The following is a 17,759-nucleotide window of genomic DNA, read 5'->3' on the forward strand; positions in this document are numbered from 1 at the left end:
GGAATCCATATATCTGCTGCATCTATTCTTTCATAGAGCTTATCAAGAATTATCTGAAACTCATGTTCTTTTCTTGGCATTTTGCCATTTAGTTTGTAATATGCTCTGATTTCTTCCGCTATCCATAAATTGATGTTCTCTTTCTGTTTCATTTTCAGATTAGAATATTTCTTATCTGTTTGCAGAAGTTTTCCATCAATCATTTTGTGATTTTTTCGTGACACCTAATCAACTCCTAATCGTAATCTTTCTTTTAATAAAGTATTTCTTTTCGTTACAGTTACATTTCTTACGGCATAAGATAATGCTTTTTTCGTTCCAACCATAACTAATATCTTCTTCGCTCTGGTAATGCCTGTATAAATCAAATTTCTCTGCAACATCACATAGTGATTCATCAGAATTGGCATGACAACAATTGGATATTCTGAACCCTGTGCTTTATGAATAGTAGTCGCATAAGCATGAACCAGTTCATCCAAGTCTGTCACATCATATTCAACGCTTCGTCCTTCAAAGTTTACTTTCAAAGATCGGTCATCTGTATTTACTGACTCAATCATACCAATGTCTCCATTAAATACTTCTTTGTCATAATTATTTTTTATCTGCATTACCTTATCATCTGCTCGAAAAGCATAGCCGCTTCTTCGCAACACATCTTTTGAAACTGATACAGCACCTCTTCCTCTCATGAAAATCTCATGTTCTGGTGGGTTTAATGCTTCCTGCAAAGATAGATTAAGATTTGTTGCACCTACAACGCCCTTTTGCATCGGTGTTAATACCTGTATCTGCGATGGTTCTACATGATAGTAGGCTGGTAGCTTCGTTTGAACTAGATTTACAATCTGTGGTACAACTGATTCTGCATCTTCATTTTCCATAAAGAAAAAATCTGTATCTTTTCCGTTTGATGTATCTGGAAGTTTTCCTTCATTTATTCTATGAGCATTCATAACAATTCTACTACTTTGAGCCTGTCTGAAAATACGAGTAAGTCTTATTACGGGGAATGATTCTGAATCAATAATATCACGTAATACATTTCCGGCTCCTACGGATGGTAACTGGTCAATATCTCCCACCATAATTAATCTCATCGTTGGTGGAATTGCTTTTAAAAGAGAGTTCATCAATACAATGTCTATCATAGAGCATTCGTCAATAATAAGTACATCACCCTCCAACGGATTATCTTCGTTCTTCTGATACCCTTCTGGTGGCTTACACTCTAACAATCTATGTATCGTTTTTGCTTCCAATCCTGTTGCTTCTGTCATTCGCTTGGCTGCACGACCTGTTGGAGCTGCTAACAAAACCCGTAATCCATATGCTCTATATGCTGCAATAATTCCTTGTGTAGTAGTTGTCTTTCCTGTACCTGGACCTCCTGTAAGTACCATTACTTTGGCAGTTGCTGATTTTCGTATAGCATCCGCCTGTATTTCATCATAAGACATGCCTACCTTGTCTTGAATAAGTTCAACATCAACCGACAATTCATCATTTCCGGTTTGCATTCTTGCTTCCATCAGCTTTGTATATAATCTATCTCCTGCGGGTGATGATGCAAGTTTTTTTAACTTACCTGCTACGCCTACCTCAGCATAATAAAATGGTGGCAAATAAATCGCTACTACTTCTCCGCCATCTTCATTTTCCTTTTTTATATCTTTTTCTAAAATCAGTTCTTCACTTTTAAGCATCTCGTCCATTGTCATAATAATCGTCTCTGGAGATGCTTCCAATAGTTCACAAGCCTTATCAATTAACTGCTGCTTTCCTGCATACACATGACCATCATTAGACAATTCTGATAAAGTATACATAAGACCACTTCTTAATCGAACAAAAGACTCTTTTCCAAATCCTAACTTTTCTGCAATCTGGTCAGCAGTCTTAAAACCAATTCCCCAGATATCATCAGCTAGTTTATACGGATTTTCCTTCATTACAGTTATGCTGTCATTTCCATATTGCTTATAAATTTTTGCTGCAAATGCTGAACTCACTTGATGTTCCTGTAAGAACAGCATAATGTTCTTGACTTCTTTCTGTCGTTCCCAGGATTCAGCTATCATCTTTACTCTTTTATTTCCGATTCCTTCTACTTCAATCAAGATTTCTACATTATCTTCAATAACTGAAAATGTACCTACTCCATATTTCTGTACAATCTTTTTCGCAAACTTAGGACCTACTCCCTTAATCAATCCAGAACCTAAATACTTTTCCATTCCATAAACAGTAGCTGGAAGTGTTTCCTCCCAGTTTTCGGCAATAAACTGTTTTCCATATTTTGCATCTACTTTCCAATTACCCTCTACGAGTAGAACTGACCCAACATTTGCATCCAACAAACTTCCAACCACTGGAACTAGGTCACTGTAATCTTTTACTCTACATTTAAGAATAGTGTATCCATTTTCAGGATTTTGATAGGTAATGCGTTCTACAACGCATCTTATTTTCATCATTGTGAACGCTCCTTTCCAACCTTACTAGTGTCATTTGCTAATGCTGCAATTTATATAACCATTCACTAATTCAATGCTCCACTTTGAATTTTTGTCATTATTTCATCTTTCTTATTTATTACAGAATTAATGGCATTTTTATAGATTGCTTGTTTAGCTCTACCAGGTAATCTATCAACTGCTTCAAGTGTCAACTCAAAGAAATCTCCAATTGTTCTAATTTTATTCTGGGATAAATATGTAATAACATTGTTATCCATCACTGGCGCAATTTTTCTTAAACTCGATAGTGGTAGTTTTTTCCATGTCGTTTCTGTAACATCAGGAGGAGTGTCTATAGATACATCTACATTGTCTTTCTTTTGTTCCGTTACTTCTACTCTTGGCATAGAGCGAGTACCATTCTTTCTAGACTGAATAAAATCTGCTCCAGAAATTGTTTCAATATTCTGGCTAGTGGATGTCAATCTAAATACACCATCATCACTTATAATTATTGGTTTTTCTTCCATATACTTCATTGCAACCGATAATATCTGATTATCTGGAACCATTGGATCTAAATCTAATGGAAGCAAATCTGTATTAGCGTTTTCAATTACAAATCTGTATGCCGTTTGTTTATTCATTGTGATAAGTGCGTTCTCAATATCTTTACTTACATTTCTTGCAATATTTGAAGTCTCGTAATCATATTTATTACTTCTTCCATCCTTTATTTTCCCAAGTTCATCAATAACTTTTGTTGGAATTCTAATATACTCATCCATAGAAAAATAATTTAGCAAATCCGGATGATGAATAATTGCACATGTGTCAAGTACGAAAACTGTTCTAAGTTTCTTTTCCTCACTTGATAAAGTTAAAAATGCTGCTTGATCATCAATATTCTGTTTGATAATGTTGATATTCTCAGCAAAGTTCTCCGTCATACTCTGATTATATTCCGACATGATATTGTTCAAATCGAGATGCTGATTAGCCAAGAATATTCTCTTAGACTCCATTTGTTCAATATATGATTTTAATGCTGCACTATCAACACACTTTCCTATATTCTCTTCTAGCTTATCACGCTCAATTCTCTGATATAGATTCACTCCTGATAAAAGATTTCCAATGGCATCAATGCATTGACTAAAATCGTTAAAGAATACATCGTACTCAAAGAATTCTGGGATTTTCTGATATTTTCTTTCCATGATTGCCACAATAAGCTCACTTACAATTTTTTTGTTGTAAATAGAAGTAATTTCATCATCAAATCGTAATGCAAATTCATGTGAGTTAATTCCTACCGCTTGATATAGCTGTAACATATCTATATAGGATTCAGATTTCTTTGCTTTTTTCAATATTTCCTTAGTATAAAAAGCTTTATTATCAACATTCTTATTAACAATTGATAATTCCATCAAATTCTTTATTTGTGTCAACGCTATATTGTTATCAGAGAAATTGATTTTTTCAATGATTGTATCACTTATGTCACAAATGTTGAAAGCAGCCTCACCTATTGTGCTAATGTACGAACTTATACAAATAAGCTCCTTAACCAACTCATCGAATTGTAAATCTTTCCATCTAAGTTTCAACATTTTAATTCTATATGGTCTCTTTCGATTTAATCGTTCAGTAGAATTTATCGTTGCTGGTTCAATTGCACCACATTCGCTACATAGTTCAAACCCTTCATCATCAGGTCCCTTGTTAATGATCACAAGATTTTGGTTTTCTCTGTTCTCAATCTTCATAAAACCAGCTCTACCCACTTGTTCCATTTCATTTCCAGATGGCAGCGATGAGTATGAAGGTTCACTTGCATATGACATTTCTTGATTTTCTTGTGTCTCAGGAACATTTCTACCTTCTCGTGCCGCAAATCCCCAAGGCTTAATCATCGTTTGAGTAATTAACTCACTTCCACACAGTGGACATGATTCAAATTGTTCATCAACACCAAACCATCCACACGCACCATTAGAACAGCATTGTACTTTTTTACTTGTTTCATCAAGCTCTAACCATGGTTGTGCCGCCTTGAATCTGTTTTCTTTCTGGAATTTAGTATAGTAATCATATAATCCTCCAGATATATATGTTTGCTTATTTACAACTAAACTTCTTCCAGGAGCATATTCACTTAATGCTATATCAATGCTACGTTCTGGACTTTCTCTCACAATACCATTCAAATCCTCTATCCAGAAGTTTACAATATTTCTTGGGAAGCTATAGTTTGGCAATAAGCCCTCTGTAAACAATACATCCATTAAACGATACGAATTTGAATAACTTTCATCTTGATTTGCTGGTTTATATATAAATTCTGCTTCTTTGACTTTATTACTGATACTCTGTAATGAATCGCAAAATTCCTTTTTAAATTCGAGCCAATCAAAATCAATATCTGGAACTAATATTGTCATTCTTTTATTGTTAAAAGGTATTTGACTCTCCATCCATTCACAAAAATCCAAATAGTTTTTACCCTTTTCATCATCAAAAAAATCTATTGTGTATCTTTCATTCCTCCAATCATAGTGCGGGGACAAGCAATGGCCTGTCCCCTAATGTTTATTGTTTATCGAAAGGGTGTTGCTTCCTTCTCTGGTGCTCTGTCAGGCACTTGTGTAGCTCGTTCCTGTGCCTGTGTTTGTGTCTGCTCCTTTGCCTTATCGTATTCATTGATAATCTGGCTATAGAGCTTCTCACGAAACTCCTTTGTAACCGGATATACCACATCCTGATAAATCGCTTTTCCCTGCTCATCGACCTGCTTGGTCTTATACGCAGGCATTGCTACAAACAACTTATCTTTCCCCTGTAAGATACTCACATTGTTGACAATAAAGCTGTCATCAAAGTAAATACGGGCAAGTCCACGAATACTGCTTCCCTCTTTCTCATAAGGGGTAACAGATACAGAGAACTCAGGCATTTCTACTTCAGACTTCCCTGGTGTATCCTGACCTTTTCCTTTGGTAATCTCCTGATTGTATGCCTCTAAGATATTCCCGTAGAGTTCCTCACGAAATTCTGCTGTTACTGGATTGCAAACATCCTTGTAGATTGTTCCTCCATTCTCATCACGCTCATTAGAACGATAGCGAGGCATGGATACAAACAACTGCTCCTTATCCTTATTCTCCAAGATTGCAATATTTGTAATCTTAAAAGAATCTCCAAATACAACAGTAGCAAATCCACGAATGTTGCTTTCTTTTCCTTCTTTTTGTTTCACTTCATTAACTTTAATTGAATATTTCATATAGTTCCTCACTTCCTGTCTGCTTCTTGCCGACAAATATAAATTAATTAGTTACATTTGCAATCTCGATATAACACTCTAGCTTCTCGATTGCGTCTATTGGCATTCTGCCATTCAGCCAGTTTGCCAAAGTTATTAAAATCCCGTCCTGCTCGTAGTACATCCATGACTCAGAAGCTATCTCTCCTTCATAAACCACAGTCACATCAAAGTCTGGCATAAACATGTTTTCTTCTTCATCAAAAGTACACGCTACACCTTCTCTGACATGGATACCAAGACTTGGTATCACAACATACCATCCGCTGATCCAGAACTCTAAATCATCATCAATCTCTGCAATATCATCATCTGTGTCTGAAAAATCTATTTCAGCAATTACATCTTCTATATCGCCGAGTCGGTACATCTTCTTTTCTTCCATATCCTCACCTACTCTCTCAAAACACATTTCACAACGAAACGCATCGTGCCCTTACTCGCACAGGTAAAAAGAGTTAATTCTGTATCTTCTCCCTGTACTTTTATAGAATTGTCATAAGGATCGGTCACAAAACTGTCAGCCACTTCATAGGTGTAGGTAATACCGCTCCTATCAAGCAGCGTAACTTCACTACCAACACTCACTTTGTCTAAATGCGTGAAATATTCCCCATATCTGCTGCCATTATGACCAGCAATTACACAGTTTCCCGATGCTCCAATCCCTGCTGTTTCAGTCAAATGACCTACAGCGATATTCAAATTGCTAGAAGTGGCTCCCTCTACTACGGGATATTTAATGCCTAATTCTTCAATTTCAAGAATGGCAATAACATCGCCTTCTGCAAATAAGGCGGCATCCGTTTCACTAAGGGTGGTTTGCTCTTCCTTTTCATCTGCTGTCTCTTCATCCTGTTCTTCCTCTACTGCCTGCGTAAATCCCTCTAGCAGCCTTTCTGTTTCATTTGCTCCTTTGTTGTAGTAATAAAAAGGAACTGCCATAAAAGCAATTCCCACCACAATGCACATTCCCGCTATCAGTTTTCTTCTGTCCAAGTTGCATCACATCCTCTCTTATTTACAAAATGCCCCATCTTTCGACAGGGCATCACACTATCTTATTCTGTTATCCGTCTGGTAAGGTACGTCTCTTTCTGCTACACCGATGTTCTTTTCTTCCTCTTCGGACTGCTCTGCTCCACCTAAATCTGCGTCAACACTCTTTGCGTTTTCTAGGTCAAGTTCTGCATTGAGTTCAAACTGTCTGGCTAACTTCTCCTGCAATTCTTCCTCATGGGCAAATGGTTTCTCATATTCCTCTTTAGAAGCTGCTAAGTCATTCTCATACTGTTCAATCTCCTTATGAAGAAAATCCTCATTCTCCGATATTCCAGCAAAAGTATTCTCAAGCTTTACCATATTTCCTACAGGACTGGTGGACAGTTCCATCTTATACTCGGTATTTCCTCTTAAAATTAGATAATTTACTCCTAAGAAGTTTTTCTCTACCAAGAGTTCAAACCCATGAAAAGCACCTATTGCAGTTGTTTCCCCAGTTTTACATTTACTGATGGTTTCCAGAAGATTTGTTCCACCATCCACACGCTCCGTAAAGGTGAACTTGCCAACAACAACCGAAAAATCAGGATTATTGATAAGCTCTGCATCTCTGGCTTTGATATCCTCTTTTACACAGGCAAGTTTTTCATTAGCCGCCTTAATCAGTTTTGGGTAACGAATCATGAAGTTATCCTGCAATCCATATCGTTGATTATCATAAGACGCTTTTAATAGCTTCAATCTCTGTACATCATTATCAAGCTGCATCTTCTCCTTAATCAATGGATTACCTGTTGCGACTGCCTTAATCTCTGCATAGGAAAGTGTTGCTTCATCAATGTCCTCACAGCTTCGACTAATCGCTTTGCTGGTCATGACCTGACTGATAAATCGCTGCTTATTCTCCACCAAACTCCAGTTATACGCATCAAAAGTACCTTTCGTAACATAGCGGTAAACTGCTATCTCTTCATTCTCATTTCCCTGTCTGATTCCCCTTCCTTCTCGCTGCTCGATACTAGAAGGCTTCCACGGACAGTCCACATGATGAAGTGCTACAAGGTGCGTCTGTACATTTACACCAGTTCCACATTTATCAGTAGAACCAATGAGTACTTTCTTTTTGCCTGCTCGCATTTCCTTAAACAAGACATCCCTTTGTGCATCTGTCTTTGCATCATGGATAAAAGCAATCTCTTCCTCTGGTATTCCATATTGAACAAGGGACTGTTTCAAATAATCATATACAGTGAAATCCTTCTCCGCTGATGGCGTTCCAATATCCGAAAAAATAAGCTGACAACCAATACGGCCATCAGCTTTCGCTCTTTCATATTCTACAAATACATTCTCTGCAACCTTATTCAGCTTACCATCAGGATTATTCGGTGCATCCTTATCTAACAGTCTTGCATCCGTTCCAAGTAATCTTGCTTCGTGAGTAATCTTTAAGAAGTTATCTTCCGATGGATCAACTCCACCATTACGAATCCTCTCTGCTCTTACCACAAAGTCTTCCATTACCTGTTTTACATACCAGTCTGGTTCGCTTTCTACAATCATTGCCTTGCCACCTCGAAGTGCTGGCACATCAAGGTCAAGCATATCCGAAGTCTGCACATCTGCTACTTCCCTGAAAATGTTCATCAGTTCTGGAAGATTAGTAAACTTATTGAATCTGCTCTTAAATCGGAAACCACTACCTTCTACGGTTAATTCCAGTGCTGTTGTTACCTCACCGAAGTTTGCCGCCCAAGAATCAAAGTGATAGATTCCCATCTGCTCTAATGCTTCTTTCTGCAAATACAACTGCATAACATACATTTCACACATGGTATTACTAATTGGTGTACCCGTAGCAAATACAATACCTCTGCCCTGGTTAATCTCGCTTAGATACTGACACTTTAACTGCATATCCGTAGACTTCTTTGCACCTGTAGAACTAATACCAGATACATTGTTCATCTTAGAAAATATCGCAAGGTTCTTAAAATTATGCGCTTCGTCAACCATAATGGAATCTACACCTAGCTCTTCAAAGGTAATCAAATCATCTTTTCTGCTTTCATCAGTTAAGGTTTTCAGCTGTTCCTCTAACTTCTTTCTGGCTGACTCCATCTGCTTAACAGTCCACCTTTCGCCATTTTGCGACTTCATTTCATCAATGGCATAGGTGATTTCCTCAATCTTCTGATTCAGCATTCGCTCCTTACGTTCCGCAGAAATAGGAATCTTTTCAAACTGCGAGTGGGACATGATAATACAGTCATAATCCCCAGTTGCAATACGAGATACAAACTGTTTTCTCCTGCTCTTCTCAAAGTCTCGTTCCCTTGCAACCAAGATATTCGCAGAAGGATACAGTCTTAGAAACTCAGAAGCTGTCTGTCCAATCAAAGGTTTTGGTACAACCATAATGGTCTTATTCGCAAGTCCTAGTCTTTTCTGCTCCATACAGGCTGCCATCATTTCAAAGGACTTTCCAGCTCCTACGCAGTGTGCCAACAGAGTATTTCCACCAAGAAGTATTCTTGCTATGGCATTTCTCTGATGTGGCTTTAAATCAATCTCAGGATTCATCCCCGGAAACTGTAAATGACTGCCATCATATTCACGAAGTCTGCTGTTGTTGAAAGTCTCGTTGTAATACTCCACATACTTCGCTCTGCGTTCTGGATCTGAGAATAACCAGTCTTTGAACTTCTCCTTAATCTGGGACTGCTTTTCTCTAGCAAGCATTGTCTCATTCTTATTAACCACATAATGATACTTGCCATCCCCATCATCCACCCTGTCCCTAACTGTTACAATCTTTAGATTCAAGGTATCCTCAAAAATAGAATAAGCATCCATGCGGCTTGTACCATAGGTCTTTGTAGCTGCCACAGAACGCTTATCCATCGTTTTGTTTTCAATAAACCATTCCATACTCATCTTATTTAAGTGTACCTGAATGCCTGAATTATACCACTCTGTTTTAACTGCCCTTGCTCTTCTTGGCGTATTAACCAGTTCATAAATAAACTGCTCGTAATCCGTAGATTGCACCCAAGTAGAACCAATTCTTACATCAATATCGCTCGCTTCAATATCTACGGGCTGAACCTTTTCAAGTGCAGCCACATTCACGGCAAAGGATGGATTATTACTAACTGCTGCCTTTGCTACACGAAACTTATCTCTTACATTACCAGACAGATATTCATCTGATGTTTCCCATCCTGCATTTGGATTGTTCTCATTGAAGCTGGCAGGATTTAAAAAGATTAGTCCTTCTAATTCCTGCACAAGTGCAGCTCTCTTCAAGAATGATGTCAGTTCATCAGAGAACTCTACCTCTGGGAACGGAACATCCATATCCTCTGCCACATTCTGTCTCATTCCTTCAATATCTGGTTCATAGATACTGAGCATATAGGGAAGATTTACTCCACCAAACTCATTTACTGAGATATTGAGAGCTTCCACAGCTGTCTCCACTCGATCAATCACAGTTTTTGCCTTAATCGTCTGCTTATAAAACATATCCGCTTTCTTGACCTCCCCATCTTCATTTACCTCTTCTAAAGAGCAAAGCAAAGGATAATCACTATCATCACGAAATGCTATTTTATTTGCTTTCGATGTTACATAGCCATACTTCTCCACGAAATTATCATATTTCTTATTTAGTGTTCTCTGGCTGTTTGCAAGTTCCTCATCGCTGCATCCTTCCATCTGCAAATCAATCAGTTCTCTTGTTACCTGTCTGATTTCATCTAACAGTCTGATTCTCTCCTCCGCTGCATCTGAAACATTTTGTCTTACCATCTCGGAATTTTCTCTGTAATAGAGCTTTCCTTCAAAGAATGTGTAAGTGAAATTTCTTACATCAGGATTTGCTGGGATGGTATCTTTCGATACTTCCTCTGCATCGACTGCCCTGTCGAAATCTGTCATTTCTGCTTTGATATTGCTGATTGCCTGATTAAGCGCTGCATAAAGATTGAAGTCCTCATCGTCATTCACACAGACTGTATATCTGCTGTCCTGCCCATAAATTCTAGTATCATACTCCATACGACCTAACATCATTTCTGGATGTTCTGTGAAATAGCTGTTTACTGCAATGCCATTCTCGGTATAACCTAAATGCACCCAGTCAGGTTCAATGTCAATCTTTCGTTCTCTCTTTTGAAGAAATAGAATATCGGAAGTTACTTCTGTACCAGCACTATCCTTAAATGCAGTATTCGGAAGTCTTACTGCACCCACTAGTTCTGCTCGTTCTGCAAGATACTTTCGGATGGTAGGATTGCTTTTATCAAGCGTTCCCTTTGTGGTAATTACTGCAACCACTCCACCCGGTCTTACCTGATCTAATGCTTTTGCGATAAAGTAATCATGGATACGGAAGTTGTACTTATTGTACTTTGGATCAAATAGCTTATAATCACCAAAAGGCACATTTCCTATGACTGCATCAAAGAAGTTATCTGGATAAGTCGTTTTTTCAAAGCCTGTAATACTGATGTTGGCTTTCTGATATAACTGCCCTGCAATTCTTCCTGAAATGCTATCTAGCTCCACTCCATATAAGTTACTTCTTTGTAATGGTGTTGGAATTGTCCCAAAGAAATTACCAATACCCATAGATGGCTCTAATACATTGCCACCTCGAAAGCCAAACTGTACCAATGCCTGACTCATACAGCTTGCCACTTCTGGTGCTGTATAAAATGCATTATTAACAGTTGCTCTGGCTGCTGTGTATTCATCCTCGGAAAGCAACTCCTTCAACTGCGCAAATTCCTTTTTCCAGTTCTCGTTTTTCTCATCAAATACCTGAGATAAACCGCCCCATCCGACATAATTCGACAAAGTTTTTTGCTCTTCTGTTGTAGCAAGTCTGCCCTCTGATTCCACAAGTTTTAGAGTATGAATCGCATCCACATTCCACTGATATCTGGTCTTAGCTCCACCTTTTGGTACTTCCCATAGATTGAAATGGAAGTTGTGCTTTTCTCCATCCACAGGTGTTTCAACTGGTTCTGACCTAGATACTTCAGCATTAATAGCACCACCATGAAAACTATCACTCCATGCTTTATGTTTCTCCTGGTTCTCGACAAATGCTTTCTGCTTATCTAAGAAATCACGATAAATAGGCTTCATCTTTTCCTTATCACCGATAAGCATTTCAAAATATCTTGCTTTCGCATCTTCCCCACAATAAAATGGCTGCTTCGACATATAGGATAAGACTTCATATAATTCTCGGTATCCCGTTCTGTCCTTCACTCGCTCGCCATGTCGGTTCTTGTAATTTAACTGAACTTCAAATGGTTTCATGACATATTCAACCAATCCAAAACGATTATTACAGTATCCTGTGCGTTCTTCCTTATCACTTAATGCTATACCCGACAAGAACGCCAAGCGATTTGGCATTAACAAACTTGTTGAAGCTGCTAAGTCCTGTAAGAATGGATGAAACGGACTATAAATGGAACACTCTGTTACAAGTATCTCCATTGCATCCCTTTTATCCTCATCCATATCTGCAATGACCTGTGCATAATCTGTAGGAATTACTTCTAGTTTCTCAGCTTCTGCCTTCATCTCTGCACCATACTCAGCCATTGTAACCATATGATCTTCTTCTGCTAATTCCTCTGGTGTCATTTCAGGGGAACTATCCACTTGCGCCTGCACTCTGCTACTCTCATAGCTTTCTGGTTCATCAGGAATCGCAAAGGAATCAATTATTTCTACTTCCTCTGGTTCAATATCTTCCACTTCTCTATATTCAGCGTCTATAATATCTTCCCTGTCACTATCCATTGCTATCTCGTCAAGAGATTGTCTCTCTGGCTGATAGTCCCCTGTCATAATGAGAACACCAATCTCTTTTTCTACTGTCTTCCAAGAAATATAACCTTCTTTTTCGCCTTCCTCATCTCTCCACTGAAAGCGAAGTCCTTGAGAATGGAAAGTATCATAGCCATGAAGTCCATACCCTTCAAGCGGCCAGCCTGCTCCACCTTGACCATATTCCTTTTTTACCAGTCTAGCTCTTGTACCTGCATCAATCTCTGTTTCATATATCTTACAGATACGGGTTCTACCATTCTCAAATCCCGAACCACGAAGTAAGGTCTGTTTCACATATTCCGCTGGCACTACCAATTCTTTCTTTGGTTCAATATAAGTGTACTGATATCCTCCAGCAGCTTTCTTTGTTACTTCCTGTCCCTTTTTCTCAAGTTCAAAATCTGCATCAAAAAAGGAAGCCTGATGATACTCGGCTTCCCCACTATTTCCAAATGAATTTAATTCATTCAGTTCTCTGTTCAGTTCTTCATCTTCCGATGTGTTATTTAATAAAAGGTCATCACTACTTGATGAAACACTACTTCCTCTGCCTGCATCTTCGCCTGTTCTCTGATCTTCCACATCTCCATTGTTGAGGATGGATTCTCTGGTTTGTGTTTCTGAAGATAACTCTCCATCAGCTGGTCTAGCAACTGGTTTGCTTCCTCTTCCACTTCCTTCATCTTCTCCTCTAGCATCCCGAATCGGAACAGTGTCTTGTATCTGCTCGGATTGTTCTCCTGTAGATACTTCATCGCCATTCTTCCGTATTTGCCCAGATTCTGAAGGTTCTGTTCCTCCATCTGAATGTTCGGATACAGTAGTCCGTCCACTTCGTGATACATTAACGCCATCTCTGCCATATGATAATCTCCTTTCGTTTTCAATGGTCTTCAAGTTACGATTAAAACTTTTCAGAACACTACAGGAGACATCGCATACAAGAGAACCAAGACGGTAAATTGTATCTTCATCAGTTACATTTACGATTTGACTAAAATCCTGTTCTTGCATAGATAAGTCAAATCCACATCTCGTACCTACCACATACATAACACTCTGAAATACTAACTGTTCAGAAATGCTCATATCTTCTGGTAAGCCCTTGCGTTTTGTAAAAAATTCCTTTATCACACTACCTGATAGTTGCATTAATTCGGACATTCGATCTTCGAATTCCTCTTCTATTATGCCTCTGATCTCGGTCTTTGTAAAGTGTTTTAGCGAAGTCATCATCGTGTTTCTGTCTGTTCCATCATACTGCTTAATCTGCCCTTCTGACACAAGCATATCCAGATAATCCTTTAAGAAATCTCCCTCTAATGTCCATGTCAGGTTCTTGTTTTTGCCACCCGTATCGCTAATATCAAACACATATCTCATTCGTGGATTTAATGCTCTTGAAGGGAAGATGGCAATGCCTTTACTTCCCCTCTTAACAAATCGGTCCACTAACTTCCAAGTATCATAATCAGCACATAATGTTGCTCGTGGCTTCTGGGCATAAATCATAATAATGTTATCAAATTCATAACGATACAGATTACCAGCCAGACGAAGTACAGTTTTCCATTTGTCCGCTGACTTTGTAACATCGTGAATTTCTTCTTCATAGATTGCTCTTACTTTATAATCTACGCTCATTCCATCACCTCCGTATTATTTACTGAACTTTGCTTTTGAATATTCCCTTAAATAGTTTTAATTCCTCTTTGTCCAATGCCAATTCAAATTCCAACCCCAACGCTAATTTATTGGTTCGGTCTTCTTCTTTCTTAATCTTTCTAGCAAGGCGTAAGAGAATATAGTTCTCTTTGGAAAGTCTGACACATTCCTTGAAATCAATAGCTTTGTCAGCCTGTTCCTGTCTTTTCATAATTGTAGCTACAAGTGTTTTATTCACTTCCTCTACTTCCCCTAAAGAAATAAGAACGGATGCTTTCGTAGCACCAGTTCTGTCCCATTCCTTATGAAGTTCACTCATTAAAAATTCCATTGTTTTGTCAATACTGTTAGTTTTTTTCATTGCCTTATCCTCCGCTTATCGTGTTTTCTCTTTTTGTTGTTCTATAGGTTGAAATTCTACGCCCTTCATATCATCTGCATCGAGGATTACCTTCTGCCCATAATAAAGTTCCATTGCCTTATCAATGGCATCTCCAAGTGTTTCTGCTTCTATCTTCTCCACTCTTGAAAGCTGCTCACTAATCTCTATCTCAAATACCTTTGTTGCCATCTATCTCACCATCTCTTTCTGCACAGGTGCTGCTCCAATAAAATTACTATCATACTTGCCACCTGATAGATTATTTAAGAACACTTCCTGTCTGCCAGTGCAAAAGACATCATACATTGCATTCGTAGCAGCCTCTTTCACAGAGGTTTCAAGGATTGGACTCTCTGCAATCTTCTTATAGAAGTTGAACAAATCCTCCTGACTGCTTCTGAAATCATCAATGGTTTCAATCTCTTTCACTTCACCGTACTTTTCTCTGATGATTGAAAAATCTACAAGGCTCGGTGTATTCCCAAGATATACTCCATGATCCCACTCCAAACCGATTGTCTGATTATCCTCAGTAGGTTCTTCGCCCTTTGGATACTTGGTGTACATTCCAGAACCGATTGCAACTACCATACTTCCCTGCTTTACATCCATAAGAAGTAAGTTTCTAGCAGATAGCTTCTCTAATACTCTGTAGTCCGAGCCATTGAAATTGTGAAGAATATCTCCCTGCTCAAAATGGCTGTCCACTGGTTTGTAAGTGAATTGAAACTTAGTATTGGTACTTCCATCAATTCTCAGACCAAGATTGGTTACTTTATCAAGGCAGTAAGCGTTACATACATCCTCTGCAAATACTGTCTTTACATCAATCTCATCAAATCTGCCACCAAGAAATCCTCTTAGCTGCATTTCACTAGAACAAAATCTTGCTTCCACTCTTTTATGCTCTGAAAACTCAATCTGCATCCAGTTCTTATCCTCTGACAAGGTCTTTGCCAGTGCTAATGCAATCTGACCACCCATGACCAGCGAATCCGTTTTTCTTCCAACATGAATCTGCATGAAATCATCCAACGATAAAAGATAATTCATTGTTTTTCCTTTTAAATGCTCTTTCACAAGCACAATCTCTTCTAACTTCATAAATTCCTCCATTCTACAAAAGAAGGGCGAAACCTTCTTGGCTTCACCCTTGTCCTTTGTCTACTTATTTGGTCTTGCATATAACACAGCACTTCCACTATGGAAGTCCCCATATACAACACCCTCTGCTTCGTTTTTCGCTTCAACCATCTTTCCATTTCCAGCATAAATACCAACATGACTGATATTCATATATCTGCCGTTATTTGTATAACTGTAGAAAATCAGATCGCCCGGTTGAAGTTCTGCTTCTGTTACGGACTTTCCTGTTTCGTTAAGTCCCTGTGCTTCCGCAGCTGCTGTGGTTGCACCACCATAACTGATATCCACTCCCGCAGCTCTCCATGAATAATATGCCAGTGAACTGCAATCATAATAATTGCCTGTATCTCTTAAATCCTGACTGTATGGATAACCTACTTTTGTCAGTGCATAACTTAATACTGACTTTTGCGTACTATCACTAATCGTATTTAAGATGGCATTTATCTCTGCCTGTGTCAGCGAAGAAACACTGTTTCCTCCGCCACCACCTCCACCAGAGTAGCCAATCATTGCAAGATTCTCTGGACTCATCATTTCATTAAGAAGTGCTATCTGTTCCGAAGAAAAACCATATATGGTAATCATATCCCGATAACTCTTTATTGATACATTTACACTTAGGATTGTCTCAGAACTTGTTGTTCCATCTCCATTATCATGTGATTCTGTTCTTGAACTCGTTGTATAGGAACACATGTCATCTACCACATCCTGAAGCCACCCCTTAGAAGTATCATTCATTATAGTCGCAGCATCCCCAATTCCATGCTTCACCATATACACGCACATAATGTCGTAGTAATTAGATGGATTAGCATCCGTACCTTCGTAATCCACATAGACCACTTCTCCACTGTCATATCCCGTATGGTCATTTGCCAGAGTATTCACATCACGATTGAACTCTGCAACATAAGCACTTGTAACTGTCTGGACTGTATCACCCGCTTCAAGTGGTGGTAAAAATAAAGCAAATGGTGAATTGTAAATCGTTGCAACTACTGCAATCACAGGCACACATATCAGCGCTATCAAAAGAACCAACAGCAATAGAAACGGACCAATCACTGCGATAATCTGCTTAATCACCATTGATGCTCTACGAAACACCAAATCTTTTACAAGTTTTGCAAGAGAATCCTGCTGATCATTCTGTGCTTTCATCTTATCTAAAAAGAATTTCACTTTTCTTGCACGATTACTACGCACCATATCGTCATGTTCTATCTTTGCTCCAACTACTTCTCCTGCCGCAAAACCTATTGCTGTACCAACTCCCGGCGCAACTGCTGTGCCTGCTGCCGAAGCTGCAACTTTTGTTGTAACCTTAGCCGTAATCTTAGCTGTTTTCTTTGCAGTCTCTTTTGTAGTCTCTTTAGCGACTTTTTTCGACACATCTTTTACAGTCTTTTTCGCTGCTTTCTTTGCAATCTTCTTACCTGCCTGAACCTGCTTAATCTTTCTTTGCTTTGCTGCGATTGCCTGCCTTTTAAACAATGCCGCACCTCTCGACGCAGTACCTGTTACCGGTTTCGATGCTTCATACATAATTCCAGCAGCCTGTTGTACTTCTCTACCACCTTCCATATGGTCTGTTGCAGTCTTTGCACCTACAACTCCTGCATTCCGAAGTGTAGTCTTCTTGACCTTAATGGGCTGGTTACTATTCTGTATCCCTTTACAGAATTTAGAAATACGTCCTGTTCTATCAGCCTTTGTCTTATGAATGGTGCTCTTTCGATATGACTTACTTTGCTTCTCATTAGCAACCGCACTACCCTTAATCTTGGGAGAACGGTCAACAGTGTATATATTACTACCTTTGATGGATGCACCTTTGGGAACATGGCTGTGAATCTTCGCTTTCTCTTTGGTATGAATCACCATCGGCTTATCATCAACCTTTTTGATGTTC

At 38.7% G+C, this 17,759-nt stretch carries 11 protein-coding genes; all 11 read right to left on the bottom strand.

Features of this window, described 5'->3' with window-relative positions; all coding sequences use genetic code 11:
• Window positions 1-224 precede the first annotated feature (224 nt).
• Window positions 225-2,480 carry an ATP-dependent RecD-like DNA helicase gene (locus ACHZES_RS08740; protein WP_395549370.1) on the bottom strand — a complete coding sequence of 752 codons (2,256 nt, stop codon included), beginning with the start codon at window positions 2,478-2,480 and terminating at the stop codon, window positions 225-227.
• Between the two features lie 65 nt (window positions 2,481-2,545).
• A complete protein-coding gene (locus ACHZES_RS08745; protein ID WP_395549371.1) occupies window positions 2,546-5,035 on the bottom strand; it encodes a PIN domain-containing protein in 2,490 nt (829 codons plus the stop codon).
• Between the two features lie 29 nt (window positions 5,036-5,064).
• The gene (locus tag ACHZES_RS08750; RefSeq protein WP_395549372.1) at window positions 5,065-5,751 is read right to left on the bottom strand and encodes a SpoVG family protein; all 687 of its coding nucleotides are present in this window, start codon (window positions 5,749-5,751) and stop codon (window positions 5,065-5,067) included.
• Between the two features lie 43 nt (window positions 5,752-5,794).
• Complete coding sequence (locus tag ACHZES_RS08755) at window positions 5,795-6,175, bottom strand: hypothetical protein (RefSeq protein WP_395549375.1); 381 nt, start codon at window positions 6,173-6,175, stop codon at window positions 5,795-5,797.
• Window positions 6,176-6,183: 8 nt separating this feature from the next.
• A complete protein-coding gene (locus ACHZES_RS08760; protein ID WP_395549376.1) occupies window positions 6,184-6,789 on the bottom strand; it encodes a class D sortase in 606 nt (201 codons plus the stop codon).
• 57 nt (window positions 6,790-6,846) lie between these two features.
• Window positions 6,847-12,666: a helicase-related protein gene (locus tag ACHZES_RS08765; RefSeq protein WP_395549387.1), complete on the bottom strand. Its 5,820-nt coding sequence runs from the start codon at window positions 12,664-12,666 to the stop codon at window positions 6,847-6,849.
• A gap of 488 nt (window positions 12,667-13,154) precedes the next feature.
• Window positions 13,155-13,511, bottom strand: a complete 357-nt coding sequence (locus ACHZES_RS08770; RefSeq protein WP_395549377.1) for a TnpV protein — start codon at window positions 13,509-13,511, stop codon at window positions 13,155-13,157.
• A gap of 800 nt (window positions 13,512-14,311) precedes the next feature.
• On the bottom strand, window positions 14,312-14,674 hold the full coding sequence (locus ACHZES_RS08775) for a hypothetical protein (RefSeq protein WP_395549378.1): 363 nt from the start codon (window positions 14,672-14,674) through the stop codon (window positions 14,312-14,314).
• Window positions 14,675-14,689: 15 nt separating this feature from the next.
• The gene (locus ACHZES_RS08780; protein WP_091232313.1) at window positions 14,690-14,884 is read right to left on the bottom strand and encodes a DpnD/PcfM family protein; all 195 of its coding nucleotides are present in this window, start codon (window positions 14,882-14,884) and stop codon (window positions 14,690-14,692) included.
• Window positions 14,885-15,799, bottom strand: coding sequence for a hypothetical protein (locus tag ACHZES_RS08785; protein ID WP_091232310.1), 915 nt, complete (start codon window positions 15,797-15,799; stop codon window positions 14,885-14,887).
• Between the two features lie 60 nt (window positions 15,800-15,859).
• On the bottom strand, window positions 15,860-17,731 hold the full coding sequence (locus tag ACHZES_RS08790; RefSeq protein ID WP_395549388.1) for a C40 family peptidase: 1,872 nt from the start codon (window positions 17,729-17,731) through the stop codon (window positions 15,860-15,862).
• Window positions 17,732-17,759 lie beyond the last annotated feature (28 nt).

The organism is Lacrimispora sanguinis, from assembly GCF_044987295.1.
Classification (GTDB): Bacteria; Bacillota; Clostridia; order Lachnospirales; family Lachnospiraceae; genus Lacrimispora; species Lacrimispora celerecrescens_B.

Excerpts from the sequence above, each read along its gene's own strand:
- ACHZES_RS08740 (WP_395549370.1), bottom strand. The coding sequence starts at position 2,480 with ATGATGAAAATAAGATGCGTTGTAGAACGCATTACCTATCAAAATCCT.
- ACHZES_RS08750 (WP_395549372.1), bottom strand. The coding sequence starts at position 5,751 with ATGAAATATTCAATTAAAGTTAATGAAGTGAAACAAAAAGAAGGAAAA.
- ACHZES_RS08755 (WP_395549375.1), bottom strand. The coding sequence starts at position 6,175 with ATGGAAGAAAAGAAGATGTACCGACTCGGCGATATAGAAGATGTAATT.
- ACHZES_RS08765 (WP_395549387.1), bottom strand. The coding sequence starts at position 12,666 with ATGACAGGGGACTATCAGCCAGAGAGACAATCTCTTGACGAGATAGCA.
- ACHZES_RS08770 (WP_395549377.1), bottom strand. The coding sequence starts at position 13,511 with ATGGCAGAGATGGCGTTAATGTATCACGAAGTGGACGGACTACTGTAT.
- ACHZES_RS08775 (WP_395549378.1), bottom strand. The coding sequence starts at position 14,674 with ATGAAAAAAACTAACAGTATTGACAAAACAATGGAATTTTTAATGAGT.
- ACHZES_RS08780 (WP_091232313.1), bottom strand. The coding sequence starts at position 14,884 with ATGGCAACAAAGGTATTTGAGATAGAGATTAGTGAGCAGCTTTCAAGA.
- ACHZES_RS08785 (WP_091232310.1), bottom strand. The coding sequence starts at position 15,799 with ATGAAGTTAGAAGAGATTGTGCTTGTGAAAGAGCATTTAAAAGGAAAA.
- ACHZES_RS08790 (WP_395549388.1), bottom strand. The coding sequence starts at position 17,731 with ATGGTGATTCATACCAAAGAGAAAGCGAAGATTCACAGCCATGTTCCC.